Genomic DNA, 14,905 nt, shown 5'->3' on the forward strand with positions numbered 1-14,905 from the left:
TCACGAAGCCAACTGCCGCGCGCCATAAGGTTGCGGCGGCAAGACAACCCCAGAGGAGACAGAACCGATGTTCGCAATGACCGACCGTATCGCAGGTTTCGATGACGAGCTGAAGGCGGCGATGGATGCCGAGTTCGAGCGCCAGGAGTCGCACATCGAACTGATCGCATCCGAGAACTACACCAGTCCGCGCGTGCTTGAAGCGCAGGGCAGCGTGCTGACCAACAAGTACGCCGAAGGCTATCCGGGCAAACGCTATTACGGCGGCTGCGAGCATGTGGATGTGGTCGAGCAGCTCGCGATCGACCGCGCCAAGGAGCTCTTCGGCGCCGACTATGCCAACGTCCAGCCGCACTCGGGTTCGCAGGCCAACGCGGCGGTCTACATGGCGCTGCTCGAGCCGCACGACACCGTGCTCGGCATGAGCCTCGCCCACGGCGGCCATCTGACCCACGGCGCCAAGGTGAACTTCTCCGGCAAGACCTACAACTCGGTGCAGTACGGCCTCAACGAAGCCACCGGCGAGATCGACTACGAAGAAGTCGAGCGTCTGGCGCGTGAGTGCAAGCCGAAGATGATCGTCGCCGGCTTCTCTGCCTATTCGCGCGTCGTCGACTGGAAGCGCTTCCGTGCGATTGCCGATGAAGTGGGCGCGAAGCTCTTCGTCGATATGGCCCACGTTGCCGGCCTCGTGGCTGCCGGTCTCTACCCCAACCCCATCCCCTTCGCCGATGTCGTCACCACGACGACGCACAAAACGCTGCGCGGTCCGCGTGGCGGCCTGATCCTGGCCCGTTCGAACCCGGATCTGGAAAAGAAGCTCAATTCGATCGTCTTCCCGGGCATCCAGGGCGGCCCGCTGATGCACGTCATCGCCGCCAAGGCGGTCGCGCTGAAGGAGGCGCTGCAGCCCGAGTTCCGCGCGTACCAGCAGCAGGTGCTCAACAACGCTCGCGCGATGGCCGCGGTGTTCATGGAGCGCGGCTTCAAGATCGTCTCGGGCGGCACGGACGACCACCTCTTCCTCGTCGATCTGGTCGCCAAGGGGCTGACCGGCAAGGCGGCGGACGCGGCGCTCGGTGCGGCGCACATCACGGTCAACAAGAACTCCGTGCCCAACGACCCGCAGTCGCCCTTCGTCACCAGCGGCATCCGCATCGGTACGCCGGCGATCACGAGCCGCGGCTTCAAGGAAGCCGAGGCCAAGGAACTCACGGGCTGGATCTGCGACGTCCTCGACAACATCGAAGATCAGTCCGTGATCGCCGCTGTTCGTGAAAAGGCCAAGGCCTTGTGCGCGCGCTTCCCGGTCTATCCGGCCAGCCGCTGAGCAACCCGGAGGCGAAACGCCATGGCGATCAGTGTTTTCGAGATGTTCAAGGTCGGTATCGGCCCATCGAGTTCCCACACCGTGGGTCCGATGCGTGCCGCGCTGACCTTCGTTTCCGGGCTCAAGGACAGCGGCGTGCTGCCGAAGGTGCGGCGCGTGCGGGCCGAGCTGTACGGCTCGCTCGGCGCGACCGGCAAGGGCCACGGTAGCGACAAGGCGGTGCTGCTCGGTCTGGAAGGCGAGGCGCCGGATCTCGTCGATCCGGACAGCATCGACGCGCGCCTCGGGCGTATCCGCGAGGGGCGGCGGATTTCGCTCGCAGGCCAGCACGAGGTCGAGTTCAACGAGAAGAACGATCTCATCTTCCTGCGTCGCCAGAGCCTTCCCTACCACCCGAACGGGATGCGGCTCATGGCCTTCGGCGAGGGCGACTCGGAGCTTGCGAATCGGGTCTATTACTCGGTCGGCGGCGGCTTCGTCGTCAATGAAGAGGCGGCCGGTGCCGACCGCATCGTCGAAGACAGCACCCAGCTGCCGTACCCGTTCCACAGCGGCGATCAACTACTGACCCAATGCGCGGTGAACGAGTTGTCGGTGAGCCAGCTGATGCTGGAAAACGAGAAGGCCTGGCGCAGCGAGGCGGAGACGCGCAACGGGCTGCTCCACATCTGGCAGGTGATGCAGGCCTGCGTGCGTCGCGGCTGCGAGGAAGAGGGCGTGCTGCCGGGCGGCATGAAGGTGCGCCGCCGCGCCGCCGGCATGCATCGCAAGCTCTCTAGCGCACCGGAGGCGTCGCTGCGCGATCCGCTGACGACGATGGACTGGGTGAACCTCTACGCGCTCGCCGTGAATGAGGAAAACGCTGCGGGCGGGCGGATCGTCACGGCGCCGACCAACGGCGCGGCCGGGATCATCCCCGCGGTCCTGCATTACTACTACCGCTTCATCCCCGGCGCGACCGAGGACGGGGTCGTGCGCTTCCTCCTCACCGCGGCCGCGATCGGCATCCTGTTCAAGGAGAACGCGTCGATCTCGGGCGCCGAGGTGGGCTGCCAGGGCGAGGTCGGTGTGGCCTGCTCGATGGCGGCGGGTGCGCTTGCCGAGGTCATGGGCGGCACGCCCGAGCAGGTGGAGAACGCAGCCGAGATCGGCATGGAGCACAACCTCGGTCTGACTTGCGATCCGGTCGGCGGTCTTGTGCAGGTGCCGTGCATCGAACGCAACGCGATGGGCTCGATGAAGGCGATCAACGCGGCGCGCATGGCGCTTCGCGGCGACGGCAAGCACTTCGTGTCCCTCGACAAGGTGATCAAGACGATGCGCGACACCGGTCGGGACATGAAGGACAAATACAAGGAGACGTCCCGCGGCGGGCTGGCGGTGAACGTCATCGAGTGCTGAGGGCAGGGGGCCGGGCGCTTCACGGCGGCCGGCGGGGCAACAACGAGAAATGAAGCGACCCTCGGGGCGAGGGTCTTAGCGGTCCGGGCCGGTGCGCCGACCCGGAGTCGAGGAGACGAAGATGCAGCATTACTCAGGATTCGGGCTCGTCAAGCACGCGCTCAGCTATCACGAGAACTGGCAGCGCGCGTGGCGCAATCCGACGGCGAAGAAGAAGTACGACGTGATCGTCGTCGGCGGCGGCGGCCATGGTTTGGCGACGGCCTACTATCTCGCCAAGGAACACGGCATCACCAACGTTGCCGTGGTCGAGAAGGGCTGGCTCGGCGGTGGCAACACCGCGCGCAACACGACGATCGTGCGCTCGAACTACCTGTGGGACGAGGCCGCGTGGCTCTATGAGCACGCGATGAAGCTGTGGGAAGGTCTGTCGCAGGAGTTGAACTACAACGTGATGTTCTCCCAGCGCGGCGTCATGAACCTGGGGCATACGCTGCAGGACATGCGCGACATCCATCGCCGCGTGAACGCGAACCGTCTGAACGGCATCGACGGCGAGGTGCTGGACCTGAAGCAGATCCAGGAAATCGTGCCGATCATGGACCTGTCGAAGAACACGCGCTACCCGATCATGGGCGCCTCGTGGCAGCCGCGTGGCGGCAATGCCCGTCACGACGCGGTGGCCTGGGGCTATGCCCGCGGCGCCGATGCGCTGGGCGTGGATCTGCTACAGCAGACTGAAGTCACCGGCATCCGCAAGAACGGCAACAAGGTGGTGGGCGTCGAAACCAACCGCGGCTTCATTGCCGCCGACACGGTGGGCGTCGTCACCGCCGGCAACTCCGGCGTGCTCGCGAAGATGGCGGGCTTCAAGCTGCCGATCGAATCGCATCCGCTGCAGGCGCTGGTGTCCGAGCCGATGAAGCCCATCCTCGACACCGTCGTGATGTCGAACAAGGTGCACGGCTACGTGAGCCAGTCCGACAAGGGCGACCTCGTGATCGGCGCCGGTATCGACGGCTACAACGGCTACGGTCAGCGCGGTAGCTACTCGACGATCGAGCACACGCTGCAGGCCATCGTCGAGCTCTTCCCGATGTTCTCGCGCGTGCGCATGAACCGCCAGTGGGGCGGCATCGTGGATACCTGCCCGGACGCCTGCCCGATCATCTCGGCGACGCCGGTCGGCGGCCTCTTCTTCAACTGCGGTTGGGGTACGGGCGGCTTCAAGGCGACTCCGGGCTCGGGCAACGTCTTCGCGGCGACCCTCGCGGCCGGCAAGCCCCATCCGCTGGCGGCGCCCTTCTCGATCGACCGCTTCATCTCCGGAAAACTCATCGACGAGCACGGCGCCGCGGGCGTCGCGCACTGACAGGAGCAGACAACATGCTGCATATCTACTGCCCGTACTGCGCCGAAACCCGCGAGGAGGAAGAGTTCCGTCCGAAGGGCGAGGCGCATATCGCCCGCCCGGCGGAGCCGGAAGCGACCAGCGACGAGGATTGGGGCGACTACCTCTTCTTCCGCAAGAACCCGCGCGGCCTGCACCACGAGCTGTGGTACCACGCTGCCGGCTGCCGCAAGTTCTTCAACATCACGCGCGACACCGTGAGCTACAAGATTCTCGAAACCTACAAGGTCGGTCAGAAGCCCTCCGTGGTGGCTGGCCAGTCCGCTGACAAGGGGGCGGCAAAATGAGCCAAACGAACCGTCTCGATAACGGGGGCCGGATCGACCGCAGCCGCCCGCTGCGCTTCACCTTCAACGGCCAGAGCTACCAGGGCTTTGCCGGCGACACGCTCGCCTCGGCCTTGCTCGCCAACGGCGTCGATGTCGTCGGCCGCAGCTTCAAGTACTCCCGTGCCCGCGGCATCGTCGCCGCCGGCGCCGAGGAGCCGAATGCCGTCGTGCAGCTCGGCGCGACCGAAGCCGGGCAGGTGCCGAACGTCCGCGCCACGCAGCAGGCGCTGTATGGCGGGCTGGTTGCCGCAAGCACCAGCGGCTGGCCCAGCGTCGACAAGGACCTGATGAGCGTCGTGGGCAGCGTCGGCGGGCGTTTCATGCCGCCGGGCTTCTACTACAAGACCTTCATGTCGCCCGCGTCGATGTGGCCGAAGTACGAGAAGTACATCCGCAAGGCGGCGGGCCTCGGGCGCGTGCCTAAGGAAAACGACCCCGACATCTACGATCACATCAACCGCCACTGCGACGTGTTGGTGATCGGCGCCGGTCCGGCGGGCCTCGCTGCGGCGCTGGCTGCCGGACGTTCCGGCGCGCGCGTGATCCTGTGCGACGAGCAGGAAGAGATGGGCGGTTCGCTCCTCGATTCGCGTGAGCTCATCGACGGCCGTGCGGCTTCGGCCTGGGTCGCGTCCGTGCTCGCCGAACTCTCGAAGATGCCCGAAGTGCTGCTGCTGCCGCGCACGACCGCGAACGGCTATCACGACCACAACTTCGTGACGCTGCACGAGCGCCGCACCGAACACCTCGCGGATCTCGCGCCGAGCGTCAATGGCCGCCGTCAGGTGCGTGCCCGCATGCACCGTGTCCGCGCCGGCGAAGTGATCCTCGCGACGGGTACGCACGAGCGTCCGCTGGTCTTCTCGAACAACGACGTGCCGGGCAACCTGGTCGCGGGAGCGGTGTCGACCTACGTCCGCCGCTACGCCGTCGCCCCCGGCCGCCGCCTCGTGCTCGCGACCTCGAACGACCACGCCTACCGCGCCGCGCTGGATTGGCATGAAGCCGGCCGCGAAGTCGTCGCCATCGTCGATGCACGCGAGCATCCGGACGGCGATCTCGTCTCCGAGGCGCGTGCCCGCAATATCCGCATCATTACCGGCAGCGGCGTGATCGAGGCGCGCGGCACGAAGCGCGTCAGCGCCGCACTGGTCGCGCGCATCGACATCGGCGGCTTCCGTGTTACCGGCCGCATCGAGACGCTCACCTGCGACACGATCGCGAGCTCGGGCGGCTACAGCCCGGTCGTGCATCTCGCGGCGCATACGGGCGTTCGACCAGAGTGGCGCGACGACATCCTCGGCTTCGTCCCCGGCAAGGTGCCGGGCATGACCCCGGTGGGCGGCGTGCATGGCAAGGGCGCGCTCGCCGATGCGCTCGCCGACGGTGCGGCCGCTGGTGCCGCCGCTGCGCAGCGCACGGGCTTCCAGGTCGAAGTCCCGGCGCTGCCCAAGGTCGCGAAGGTCCGCGAAGGCAAGGCCGCGGCGCTCTACCAGGTGCCGCACGTGAAGCCCGCGATGCGCGCGCCCAAGCAGTTCGTCGATCCGCAGAACGACGTCACCGCGGCTGGCATCGAGCTCGCCACCCGCGAAGGCTTCGAGTCGATCGAGCACGTCAAGCGCTACACCGGCATGGGCTTCGGCACCGACCAGGGCAAGCTCGGCAACATCAACGGTATGGCGATTGCGGCACGCTGCCTCAAGCAGTCGATCCCCGAGACTGGCACCACGGTGTTCCGCCCGAACTACACGCCGATCACCTTCGGCGCGATCGCCGGCCGTCACTGCCGCGAATTCTTCGACCCGCGCCGTTACACCGCACTGCATGCGTGGCACGTCGAGCACGGCGCGAAGTTCGAGGAAGTCGGCCAGTGGATGCGTCCGTGGTATTTCCCGCGCGGCAACGAATCGATGCACGAAGCCGTGCAGCGCGAATGCCGCGCCGTGCGCGAGTCGGTCGGCATCCTCGACGCCTCGACGCTGGGCAAGATCGAGATCCAGGGCAAGGACGCGCGCGAGTTCCTCAACCGCCTCTACACCAACGCCTGGACCAAGCTCGACATCGGCAAGTGCCGCTACGGCCTGATGTGCAAGGACGACGGCATGGTGATGGACGACGGCGTCACGGCCTGCCTCGGCGAGAACCACTTCCACATGACGACCACGACGGGCGGCGCAGCGGCGGTGCTCGACTGGATGGAGTTGTGGCACCAGACCGAGTGGCCCGAGCTGGAGGTGTACTTCAACTCCGTGACCGACCACTGGGCGGCGATGGCGATCAACGGCCCGAATGCGAGGAAGCTGCTCGCCGAGCTCACCGACGACATCGACCTGTCGCGCGACAACTTCAAGTTCATGGACATGCGCGAAGGCACGGTTGCCGGCGTTCCCGCCCGCGTCTATCGCATCTCCTTCACCGGCGAGCTGTCGTACGAAATCAACGTGCAGGCCAACCACGCGATGCATGTGTGGAAGGCGCTCTTCGAGAAGGGCGAGAAGTACGGCCTGACCCCGTACGGAACGGAAACGATGCACGTGCTGCGCGCCGAGAAGGGCTTCATCATCGTCGGCCAGGAAACCGACGGCTCGATGACGCCGGAGGATCTGGGCATGCAGTGGTGCGTCGGCTACAAGAAGCCGTTCTCGTGGATCGGCCGCCGCGCGCTAACGCGCCCCGACACGAAGCGCGACGACCGCAAGCAGCTGGTCGGCCTGAAGCCGCTCGACCCGAAGCTCGTGCTCGACGAGGGCGCGCAGATCGTGCTCGAGAAGGAGATCCGCATCCCGATGCCGATGGTCGGACACGTCACGTCGAGCTACTACAGCCCGAATCTCGGCCACTCGTTCGCGCTGGCCGTCGTCAAGGGCGGAGCCAAGCGCATCGGCCAAACCGTTTATCTGCCGATGGCCGACGGCAAGGTCCACGCGGCCGAGATCGTCAGCCCCGTCTTCTACGACGCGGAAGGAGCACGTCAAAATGTCTGAGTTCGCACAAATGGATCTGAACCCGCGCGGCGCGGTGAAATCGGAGTCGCCCTTGGCGATGACGAGGGCGAACGTCGCATCGGCCAATTCGGCGCGTGACGCCGGCGTGGTCGTGCGCGAGAAGCCCTTCCTCGGGCACCTCGTGCTGCGCGGCAATGCCGCCGACGAGGCCTTCCGTGGCGGCGTCGAGCGCGTGCTGGGGCTTGCACTGCCGCTCGCCATGGGGCCCGTGTCCCGCGACGAGACGCGCGGGGTGAGCATCCAGTGGATGTCGCCCGACGAATGGCTGATCATCGTGCCGGCCGGCGTCGAGTTCGAAGCCGAAGCGGCGCTGCGTAGCGAGCTTACGGGCCACTACGCGGTGATGAACACAACCGGCGGCCAGACGGTGCTCGAACTCAGCGGGCCGTGCGTGCGCGAGCTGCTGATGAAATGCACGCCCTACGACGTGCATCCGCGTGCCTTCCCGGTCGGCAAGGGCATCACGAGCGTCTTCGCGAAGAGCTCGGCGGTGATCCGGCACGTGGAGGAAGGTCGCTGGGAGCTCGTGATCCGGCGCAGTTTCGCGGACTACCTGTACCGATGGATCCTCGATGCAGCCGAGGAGTTCGGCGTGTTCGTCGCGTCCGCCGAGGCGCAGTCGCAGGGCCGCACTTCGGCGCGCGGAGTCGAGGTCGCGACGAGCTGACCCACTGCGCGACGGAGTGGCGTCGGCTCTGCCTGCAGGCAGCCGGCGCCACTCCTCCGCGAGCACCGGCGGGTCGCACAAGCGCAGCCCCCCGTCGTGTGCAGACAAGCCTCGCCAGCATCGCTGACTTATCTTGAAGTCGCCTTCGGGGAGCCGGGATCGTGCAAATGCACCGCGGCCCGCGCCGCAGCCCCGGGTACCCGCATTCATCAAAGAATTGGCGCGCGCGGCGAGCCGGGGGAGACAAGCATGAACCAGATCTTTATCGAAGACATCCAGGCGGCGGCGCAGGTCGGCATCTATCCGCACGAGCTGACCGGATCCCAGCCGGTGTCGATCACCTTGCGCCTGGGCATCAGCGGTCGCGCCGCCCGCAGCGACCGCATCGAAGACACCATCGACTACGGCGAGCTCGTTGCGCGCCTGCGTGAGATCCTCGACCAGCGGCGCTTCGCGCTCCTCGAACATCTGGCCGATTCGCTCGCAGGCGTGATCTTCGACGAGTTTCGTCCGAGCTGGCTGACCCTGTCGGTGCACAAGCCCGACATCCTGGAGGGCGTCGGACGCGTCGGTGTGATGATCGAACGCAACTACGAAGAGCACGTCGCCCGAGCCGGCTTTCCGCTGCAACAAGCGGCTTAACCTGCGAGCACAGGGGGCAACCATGTGCCGACAGGACACCCGGAAACTGATGCATGCGATGAAGATGGCAGTCGGTTCGGACGACGCTCCCGTCATCGCCTTGCAGTTGCTGCGCCACAGCCTTGGGCTCGGTCATCGACGGCTGTCGGTGAAGCGCCTGGAGCACGCCGTCGATTGCGGCGCCGGGGTCACCCCGGATGACTTTCAGCGCTGCCTGGAACTCGCACTGGGCGTGAACGACCTGCGGGTCCACGAACGCATCGTGCAGCTCGGCCGGCGGCTGGAGGCCTCGCAGCACGCGCGCTGACGTCCCCAAACACTGCAATGTCGCGCAGGGACCAGTCGCCGGAGCCCGGGCGCAGTTAAATCGCTACAAGCCCTTCCGCTTTCGAGGACAGGGCGACGCCCACGCAAGGAGCCCGAGACCATGAATCCGAAGACGCTGAGCCACTGGCTCGCCCATATCGAACGCCTGCACCCCACCGTGATCGACATGGGGCTGGAACGTGTGCATGCGGTCAAGCGCGCGCTGGGCCTGGCGCCGAGCTTTCCGGTCATCATCGTCGGCGGCACCAACGGCAAGGGTTCGACCTGCGCGATGCTGGAGGCGATCCTTGCCGAAGCCGGCTACCGCGTCGGCTGCTACACGTCGCCGCACCTGCTGCGCTATCACGAGCGGGTGCGCATCGACCGTCGCGAGGCGAGCGACCGGGAACTGCGCGAGAGCTTCGCCGAAGTCGAGCGGGCGCGCGGCGATCTCGCGCTGACCTACTTCGAGTTCGGCACGCTCGCAGCGATGACGCTGTTCGTGCAGACGGGCGTCGACGTCGCCATCCTCGAAGTCGGCCTCGGTGGCCGGCTCGATGCGGTCAACGCCTTCGATGCCGATTGTTCTATCGTCACCAGCGTCGACATCGACCACGTCGCCTATCTCGGCAACACGCGGGAAGCGATCGGCTTCGAAAAGGCCGGCATCTTCCGTTGCGGCAAGCCGGCGATCTGCGTCGATGCCGCGCCGCCCAAGAGCCTTCGCGCCCACGCCGCATCGGTCGGCGCCGACCTGCGCGAGATCGGGCGCGACTTCGGCTACGACGCGCGGCGGCTCAATTGGCGCTTCCAGCGCCACGGCGCCGATCCGCTGGTGCTGCCCTATCCCCGCCTGCGGGGCGCCTTCCAGCTCTCCAATGCGAGCGCCGCCATGGCTGCCCTGGACGCACTGCACGAGCGCCTGCCGGTGCCCGAAGCCGCGATCCGCAGCGGGCTCCTCAACGCCAGCGTGGCCGGCCGCTTCCAGATCCTGCGCCACGCGCCGACCGTGATCGTCGACGTCGCCCACAATCCGCACGCCGCCGCGGCGCTCGCCCAGAATCTCGAGTCCTCGAACACCATCGGACGGACCACCGCCGTGTTCGCGATGCTCGCCGACAAGGACATCGAGTCCGTCATCGGCCTGCTCAAGGGCCGTATCGACACATGGCTCGTCGCGGACATCCACGAACCGCGCGGTGCGACCGCCGCCCATTTGACGCAAGCCTTGCGCGCCCAAGGCGTGGGGGGCCAGATCGACGAATTCGAGAACCCGGCGCTCGCCTACCGGCACGCACTCGCTCATGCGGACAGTGCGAACGACCGCATCGTCGTCTTCGGGTCCTTCCACACCGTCGCCGACGTGCTGCGCGAGGAGGCGACGTCTCCCGCGCGGCTCACCCGCCCGCAGCCCGCCGCTTCGCACGCCTGCGCCTGAGCGGCGTGGGCCGGAAGTCCCAACCCCGCAGGGCGCAAGTCCCGCGGGGCGTCCCCGCTTGCCTGCGGATCAGGCATTCGACGCCTGGCGTCGGCGCGACTTGACGAAGCCCACGACGGTGATCGCCAGCCAGGCGAGATGGGCGACGAGCGACGGCAGGTTGAAGTCGTGCATCAACGAATAGATGAGCGTGATCGGGCCGAGTACGTTGAGGGCGACGATCCGGCCATCATTCGGGTCGATACGCGTCAATTGGATCGCGAAATAGGCGATCTGGTAGCACGCGACGCCGAACAGGCCGACGATTTCGTGTGGGCTCATGGCTCTGCTTTCTTGTGAGGGTGAGAACTGCCGAATCGCGTTTTCGTGTAACGCGATGTGATGGTGCATAAGTGCGCCGCCGCACGCAGCCTTGCTCTGCGACCTGTTTCTTCCTAGTTGCGACAGCGCCTTTCAGCCCGCTTTTTGAATATCGATCCCGCAAACACCGTTTGGCGCATTTCCGCTTTTGGCGGTCGCAATTGGAAGCTGTTCCGAATCCCCGTCCTCCTACACTTTTTCCCGTCCGCAAGCCCGGCAGTCTGGCGGCAAGGGACGCAGGGTGAAGCAGCGCCGATGGTGGCGTACAGACTTATAGTGGGAGACACGATTGATGAAATCACATGCGCGCGTAGTTGTAATCGGCGGGGGTGTTGTCGGCGTCAGCACGCTGTACCACCTGACCAAGAAGGGCTGGTCCGACGTGGTGTTGCTCGAGCGCACCGAACTCACCGCGGGTTCGACCTGGCACGCGGCCGGCCTGCTGCCGCTCTTCAACATGAGCTACACGGTCGGCCAGATCCACAAGTACTCGGTCGACCTGTACAAGCGTCTGCCCGAGGAAACCGGCCAGGAGGTGAGCTTCCACGTCACCGGCAACCTGCGTCTGGCGACCAATCGCGACCGGATGGACGAGTACCTCAAGTACTGCGGCACCGCCAACACGATCGGCGTGCCCTTCGAGGTCATCAGCCCGTCGCAGATCAAGGAACTGTGGCCGCTGATCGACCTGGGCGACGGCGTCAATACCGACAAGGTCATCGGCGCCCTGTATCACCCGGACGACGGTCACATCGCTCCGGTCGACCTGACCATGGCGCTGCGCAAGGGCGCACGCATGGGCGGCGCCGAGATCTACGAGCAGACCGAGGTAACGGGCGTCCAGCAGCTCCCCTCGGGCGAATGGAAGATCACCACCAACAAGGGCGAGATCACCTGCGAGCACGTGGTCTGCGCCACCGGCAACTATGCACGCCAGATGGGCCGCATGTTCGGCATCAACGTGCCGGCGATCCCGGTCGAGCACCAGTACATCGTCTATGACGAGTCGCCGGAGCTGAAGGCCTATCGCGAAGCGGGCGGCAACGAGCTCGCCGTGCTGCGCGAATCCGACGCCCAGTACTACCTGCGCGAAGAGCGCAACGGCTGGATTCTCGGCCCCTACGAGAAGGGCGCGCCCGCGCGCTTCGCCGACGGCGTCCCGGGCTGGTTCGGCAAGAGCCTGTTCGAAGGCGATCTCGACCGTTTGCTGCCGCACGTCGAGGCGGCGATGAAGCGCGTGCCGGCCCTCGAGACCTGCGGTATCAAGACCATCGTCAATGGCCCGATCTCCTACACGCCGGACGGCAACCCGCTGATCGGCCCGGCCTTCGGCAAGCGCAACCTGTGGCTCAACGAAGGCCACAGCTTCGGCGTGACCGCCGCGGGCGGCTCGGGTTGGCAGCTCGCCGAGTGGATCGTCGAAGGCGAGCCCGGCATCGACATGCTGGCCGTCGACCCGCGCCGCTACGGCGCTTACACCAGCAAGCGCTACACGGTCGCGAAGAACGAGGAAACCTACCGCAACGTGTTCACAGTCCATTTCCCGGACGAGGAACGCGAGGACGGCCGTCCGCTCAAGACCAGCCCGGTGTACGACAAGCTCGACCGCATGGGCGCCGTGTGGGGTCAGCGTTACGGCTGGGAGCGCGCCAACTGGTACGCCCCTGAAGGTGTCGAGCGCCACGACAAGTGGAGCTTCCGCCGCACCAATTACTTCGAGCACGTCGGCAACGAGTGCCGCCTCATGCGCGACAAGGTCGGCATCATCGATCTGACGGCCTTCACCAAGCACGAAGTCTGCGGTGCCGGGGCCGAAGCGTGGCTCGACTCGCTGGTCGCCAACAAGGTGCCGAGCAAGATCGGCCGCATCGCCCTGTGCCATGCGCTGACCAAGCGCGGCGGCATCCACGCCGAGTTCACGATCACCAAGATCGCCGACAACCACTACTACGTCGTCAGTGCCGGTGCGGCAGAGCGCATCGACTCCGACTTCCTGCAGAAGAACCTGCCGGCCGACGGCTCGGTGACCCTGCGCAACATCACCGGCAGCCGCGGTTGCTTCGTGCTGGCGGGACCGAACTCGCGCGACGTGCTGAAGAAGCTCACCGACTCGCCGCTCGACAACAAGAGCTTCCCGTGGCTCACCAGCCAGGTGATCGAAGTGGGCATGGCGACCGACGTCTATGCCCTGCGGGTGAACTTCGTCGGCGAACTCGGCTGGGAGCTGCACTTCCCGATCGAGTATGCGCACCACATCTTCGACCAGCTCTTCGCCGCAGGCCGCGAGTTCGGCATCGGCATGGTCGGCATCCGGGCGATGGAGTCGCTGCGTGTCGAGAAGTCCTATCGCATGTGGGGCACCGACCTGACCCGCGACAACACGCCGTTCGAAGCGAGCCTCGACCGATTCGTGCGCATGGACAAGGGTGACTTCATCGGCCGCGCCGCGCTCGAACAGCAGCTCGCCGCGGGGGTGCCGAACCGCTTCGTGACGCTGGAAGTGCAGGGCGTGGTCGATGCCGATCCGCTCGGCAACGAGCCGCTCTTCAATGCCAAGGGTGCGGTGGTCGGCCGCGCGACGGCGGGCTACTACGGCCACGTGACCGGCAAGAGCATTGCGCTTGCCTACGTGAAGCCGGAATACGCCGAGGTCGGCACCCAGCTCGAGATCCAGATCCTGGGCGAGCGCAAGCGCGCCGTGGTGGTGCCCGAGTCGCCCTACGACCCGGAGAACCGCAAGCTGCGCGCCGACGCCGCTGCCTAAGCGCCCTGACCCTGACAGAGCGAGAGTGAGGAGACCATGAAGATATTCGCAGCAGTAAAGCGCGTCGTCGACTTCAACGTCAGCGTGCGCGTCAAGGCGGACGGCACCGGAGTCGACACCGCCAATCTCAAGATGTCGATGAACCCCTTCGACGAGATCGCCGTCGAGGCGGCGGTCAAGCTCAAGGAAGACGGCAAGGCGTCCGAAGTGATCGCGGTGTCGGTGGGCCCCGACAAGGCCCAGGACACCCTGCGCACGGCGCTCGCGATGGGCGCAGATCGCGCCATCCTGGTGCAGACCGACGGCGAGACCGAGCCGCTCGCGGTGGCCAAGGCGCTCAAGGCCCTGGTCGACCGTGAAGGCCCCGAGCTCGTCTTCGTCGGCAAGCAGGCGATCGACGACGACTGCAATCAGACCGGGCAGATGCTCGCTTCGCTCCTCGACTGGGCGCAGGGCACTTTCGTGTCCGGTCTGGAGCTGGACGGTGGCGGTGCCGCCATCACGCGCGAGGTGGACGGCGGCCTCGAGCGCGCGAAGGTCCGCCTGCCGGCGGTGCTGACGGTCGACCTGCGCCTCAACCAGCCGCGCTACCCGGGGCTGCCGGCTATCATGAAAGCAAAGAAGAAGCCGCTCGACGTCGTCACGGCTGATTCGCTCGGCGTCGATCTCTCGCCGCGCTTGGCCACCCTCAAGGTGGTTGAACCGCCCAAGCGCCATGCCGGCGTGAAGCTGTCCTCGGCCGCCGAACTCGCGGCCAAGTTGAAAGATCTGGTGGAGGCCGCATAAATGAGCATCCTCGTACTTGCCGAACACGACAACACCCAACTCAAGTCGGCGACGCTGAACGCAGTCACCGCCGCAGTGCAGATCGGAGGCGAGGTCCACGTGCTCGTCGCCGGGTCCGGCTGCGGCGCGGCGGGCGAAGCGGCGGCCAAAGTCGTGGGCGTGTCCAAGGTGCTGGTCGCAGACGATCCCTCGCTTGCCCATCAGCTCGCGGAAAACCTCGCGCCGGTGATCGCCTCGGCGGTCAAGGCCGGCGGCTACAGCCACCTGCTTGCGCCGGCCTGCAGCGTGGCCAAGGCGGTCATGCCGCGTGTGGCGGCGCGCCTCGACGTGATGCAGATCTCCGAGATCAGCGCGGTCTTCGACGCATCGACCTTCGAGCGGCCGATCTACGCCGGCAATGCGCTGGCGACGGTGCAGTCGCGCGATCCCATCAAGGTGGTGACGGTGCGCACGACCAAGTTCGCTC

General features: G+C 66.4%; 12 protein-coding genes and 1 pseudogene. 12 read left to right on the forward strand and 1 reads right to left on the reverse strand.

Annotated elements, in window-relative coordinates; genetic code table 11:
• Nucleotides 1–67: 67 nt before the first annotated feature.
• The 9 genes from glyA (at nucleotide 68) to folC (ending at nucleotide 10,529) form a co-directional block, all read left to right on the forward strand.
• On the forward strand, nucleotides 68–1,330 hold the full coding sequence (gene glyA, locus VJ673_RS14105) for a serine hydroxymethyltransferase (RefSeq protein ID WP_324126765.1): 1,263 nt from the start codon (nucleotides 68–70) through the stop codon (nucleotides 1,328–1,330).
• A gap of 21 nt (nucleotides 1,331–1,351) precedes the next feature.
• Nucleotides 1,352–2,731 (forward strand): L-serine ammonia-lyase, encoded by a 1,380-nt coding sequence (locus VJ673_RS14110; RefSeq protein WP_324126766.1) that lies wholly within the window; start codon nucleotides 1,352–1,354, stop codon nucleotides 2,729–2,731.
• A 121-nt stretch (nucleotides 2,732–2,852) separates the two neighbouring features.
• A complete protein-coding gene (locus VJ673_RS14115; protein ID WP_324126767.1) occupies nucleotides 2,853–4,103 on the forward strand; it encodes a sarcosine oxidase subunit beta family protein in 1,251 nt (416 codons plus the stop codon).
• Between the two features lie 14 nt (nucleotides 4,104–4,117).
• The gene (locus VJ673_RS14120; RefSeq protein WP_324126768.1) at nucleotides 4,118–4,429 is read left to right on the forward strand and encodes a sarcosine oxidase subunit delta; all 312 of its coding nucleotides are present in this window, start codon (nucleotides 4,118–4,120) and stop codon (nucleotides 4,427–4,429) included.
• Nucleotides 4,426–7,455 carry a sarcosine oxidase subunit alpha family protein gene (locus VJ673_RS14125; protein ID WP_324126769.1) on the forward strand — a complete coding sequence of 1,010 codons (3,030 nt, stop codon included), beginning with the start codon at nucleotides 4,426–4,428 and terminating at the stop codon, nucleotides 7,453–7,455. Before VJ673_RS14120 ends, VJ673_RS14125 begins: the two co-directional genes overlap by 4 nt.
• Nucleotides 7,448–8,143: a sarcosine oxidase subunit gamma gene (locus VJ673_RS14130; protein WP_324126770.1), complete on the forward strand. Its 696-nt coding sequence runs from the start codon at nucleotides 7,448–7,450 to the stop codon at nucleotides 8,141–8,143. Before VJ673_RS14125 ends, VJ673_RS14130 begins: the two co-directional genes overlap by 8 nt.
• Nucleotides 8,144–8,392: 249 nt before the next feature.
• Complete coding sequence (locus tag VJ673_RS14135) at nucleotides 8,393–8,785, forward strand: dihydroneopterin aldolase (RefSeq protein ID WP_324126771.1); 393 nt, start codon at nucleotides 8,393–8,395, stop codon at nucleotides 8,783–8,785.
• A gap of 49 nt (nucleotides 8,786–8,834) precedes the next feature.
• Nucleotides 8,835–9,092 (forward strand): hypothetical protein, encoded by a 258-nt coding sequence (locus VJ673_RS14140; RefSeq protein WP_324126772.1) that lies wholly within the window; start codon nucleotides 8,835–8,837, stop codon nucleotides 9,090–9,092.
• Between the two features lie 120 nt (nucleotides 9,093–9,212).
• On the forward strand, nucleotides 9,213–10,529 hold the full coding sequence (gene folC, locus VJ673_RS14145; protein ID WP_324126773.1) for a bifunctional tetrahydrofolate synthase/dihydrofolate synthase: 1,317 nt from the start codon (nucleotides 9,213–9,215) through the stop codon (nucleotides 10,527–10,529).
• A gap of 69 nt (nucleotides 10,530–10,598) precedes the next feature.
• On the opposite strand, the gene VJ673_RS14150 is transcribed toward folC, so the two are convergent.
• Nucleotides 10,599–10,850: a CBU_0592 family membrane protein gene (locus VJ673_RS14150; RefSeq protein WP_324126774.1), complete on the reverse strand. Its 252-nt coding sequence runs from the start codon at nucleotides 10,848–10,850 to the stop codon at nucleotides 10,599–10,601.
• A 331-nt stretch (nucleotides 10,851–11,181) separates the two neighbouring features.
• On the opposite strand from VJ673_RS14150, the gene VJ673_RS14155 reads away from it, so the two are divergent.
• The 3 genes and pseudogenes from VJ673_RS14155 to VJ673_RS14165 form a co-directional block, all read left to right on the forward strand.
• On the forward strand, nucleotides 11,182–13,653 hold the full coding sequence (locus VJ673_RS14155) for a GcvT family protein (protein ID WP_324126775.1): 2,472 nt from the start codon (nucleotides 11,182–11,184) through the stop codon (nucleotides 13,651–13,653).
• 36 nt (nucleotides 13,654–13,689) lie between these two features.
• Nucleotides 13,690–14,439, forward strand: coding sequence for an electron transfer flavoprotein subunit beta/FixA family protein (locus VJ673_RS14160; protein ID WP_324126776.1), 750 nt, complete (start codon nucleotides 13,690–13,692; stop codon nucleotides 14,437–14,439).
• Nucleotides 14,440–14,905 (forward strand): annotated as a pseudogene (locus VJ673_RS14165) (electron transfer flavoprotein subunit alpha/FixB family protein); the annotation flags it as partial.

Origin of the sequence: Aromatoleum sp., from assembly GCF_035254505.1 — a bacterium.
Lineage (GTDB): Bacteria > Pseudomonadota > Gammaproteobacteria > Burkholderiales > Rhodocyclaceae > Aromatoleum.

What these genes read in the sequence shown, in the direction of transcription:
- VJ673_RS14140 (WP_324126772.1), top strand. Translation starts at nt 8,835, where the DNA reads ATGCATGCGATGAAGATGGCAGTCGGTTCGGACGACGCTCCCGTCATC.
- VJ673_RS14115 (WP_324126767.1), top strand. Translation starts at nt 2,853, where the DNA reads ATGCAGCATTACTCAGGATTCGGGCTCGTCAAGCACGCGCTCAGCTAT.
- VJ673_RS14135 (WP_324126771.1), top strand. Translation starts at nt 8,393, where the DNA reads ATGAACCAGATCTTTATCGAAGACATCCAGGCGGCGGCGCAGGTCGGC.
- VJ673_RS14130 (WP_324126770.1), top strand. Translation starts at nt 7,448, where the DNA reads ATGTCTGAGTTCGCACAAATGGATCTGAACCCGCGCGGCGCGGTGAAA.
- glyA (WP_324126765.1), top strand. Translation starts at nt 68, where the DNA reads ATGTTCGCAATGACCGACCGTATCGCAGGTTTCGATGACGAGCTGAAG.
- VJ673_RS14155 (WP_324126775.1), top strand. Translation starts at nt 11,182, where the DNA reads ATGAAATCACATGCGCGCGTAGTTGTAATCGGCGGGGGTGTTGTCGGC.
- folC (WP_324126773.1), top strand. Translation starts at nt 9,213, where the DNA reads ATGAATCCGAAGACGCTGAGCCACTGGCTCGCCCATATCGAACGCCTG.
- VJ673_RS14120 (WP_324126768.1), top strand. Translation starts at nt 4,118, where the DNA reads ATGCTGCATATCTACTGCCCGTACTGCGCCGAAACCCGCGAGGAGGAA.
- VJ673_RS14110 (WP_324126766.1), top strand. Translation starts at nt 1,352, where the DNA reads ATGGCGATCAGTGTTTTCGAGATGTTCAAGGTCGGTATCGGCCCATCG.
- VJ673_RS14150 (WP_324126774.1), bottom strand. Translation starts at nt 10,850, where the DNA reads ATGAGCCCACACGAAATCGTCGGCCTGTTCGGCGTCGCGTGCTACCAG.
- VJ673_RS14125 (WP_324126769.1), top strand. Translation starts at nt 4,426, where the DNA reads ATGAGCCAAACGAACCGTCTCGATAACGGGGGCCGGATCGACCGCAGC.
- VJ673_RS14160 (WP_324126776.1), top strand. Translation starts at nt 13,690, where the DNA reads ATGAAGATATTCGCAGCAGTAAAGCGCGTCGTCGACTTCAACGTCAGC.